Genomic DNA, 1,092 nt, shown 5'->3' on the forward strand with positions numbered 1-1,092 from the left:
CTGAGTCATTAGAGTTAGGCAAGTCAACCGTCGATAAATGGGCAAGGCAGCTTAAAGAAGAGCGAAATGGCAACCTATCGAGTGCCATGCCGATGACGCCAGACCAAGTCAAAATACGCGAGCTAGAACGTAAGATTAAACGCCTTGAAGAGGATAACACCATCCTAAAAAAGGCTTCAGCTCTCTTGATGCAGGACTCGCTCAAAGGTTCGCGTTAATAAGAGAGCTAAGCGCCTATTGGGGTGTTGAACGGCTGTGTAAGGCATTTAAGGTCAATCGTAGTAGCTATCGTTATTGGGTCGAGCGTCGTCATGAGTTAAACCCCAAAAGGCTGAAACTCATCTCTGAGCTGAAGCGCTGGTTTGGTAAAAGTTGTGGTTCGGCAGGTCAAAGGACGTTGCAGGTATTGCTCGCTGATTCAGGCTTCAAAGCTAGTCGGTCGTTGATTCGCAAACTGATGAAAGAGAAGGGGCTCGTCAGCAGGCAAATCCCAAGACACCGTTATGCTAAGGCTGAAAAAGAGCACTTAAGTATTCCGAATTTGCTAGATAGGAACTTCAAACCAGACGCTCCAAATCGGGTTTGGACGGGTGATGTGACATATGTTTGGACTGGCTCGAGATGGCTATATTTAGCCGTTGTGATTGACTTGTTTGCAAGACGCGTTGTTGGCTGGGCAACCTCAAAAAGTCCAGACAGCGAGCTAACAAAGAAAGCATTGAGGATGGCTTATGAGAGTAGAGGCAAGCCAAAGGGCTTGATGTTCCACAGCGACCAGGGCTGCCATTATACCAGTAAAACGTATCGTCAATTGCTTTGGCGGTTTGGTATAAAGCAAAGCTTAAGTCGCCGAGGTAACTGCCACGACAACGCCCCCACTGAACGTTTTTTCAGAAGTTTTAAAACCGAGTGGATGCCAAGGTCAGGTTATCAGTCATTTGCAGCGGGTGTTGAATCGATTAACAGTTACATTACCGGTTATTTCAATCGGTACAGGCCTCACCAGTTTAACAAGGGGTTATCGCCACAAAAGGCTGAAGCAGAATACTTCAAAACTTATAACGAGGTGGCCAGTTTTAGTTGACCACTACA

Annotated in this window: 2 protein-coding genes; both read left to right on the forward strand. The window is 46.5% G+C overall.

Features of this window, described 5'->3' with window-relative positions; all coding sequences use genetic code 11:
- The coding region (locus K6Y31_RS22050) for a transposase (RefSeq protein WP_427901928.1) at nucleotides 1-218 on the forward strand (218 nt) is incomplete at its 5' end.
- Between the two features lie 35 nt (nucleotides 219-253).
- Nucleotides 254-1,084, forward strand: a complete 831-nt coding sequence (locus tag K6Y31_RS22055; RefSeq protein WP_233055174.1) for an IS3 family transposase — start codon at nucleotides 254-256, stop codon at nucleotides 1,082-1,084.
- The last annotated feature ends 8 nt before the right edge of the window (nucleotides 1,085-1,092 follow it).

Source organism: Motilimonas cestriensis, assembly GCF_021295315.1.
GTDB lineage: Bacteria > Pseudomonadota > Gammaproteobacteria > Enterobacterales > CBDFNC01 > Motilimonas > Motilimonas cestriensis.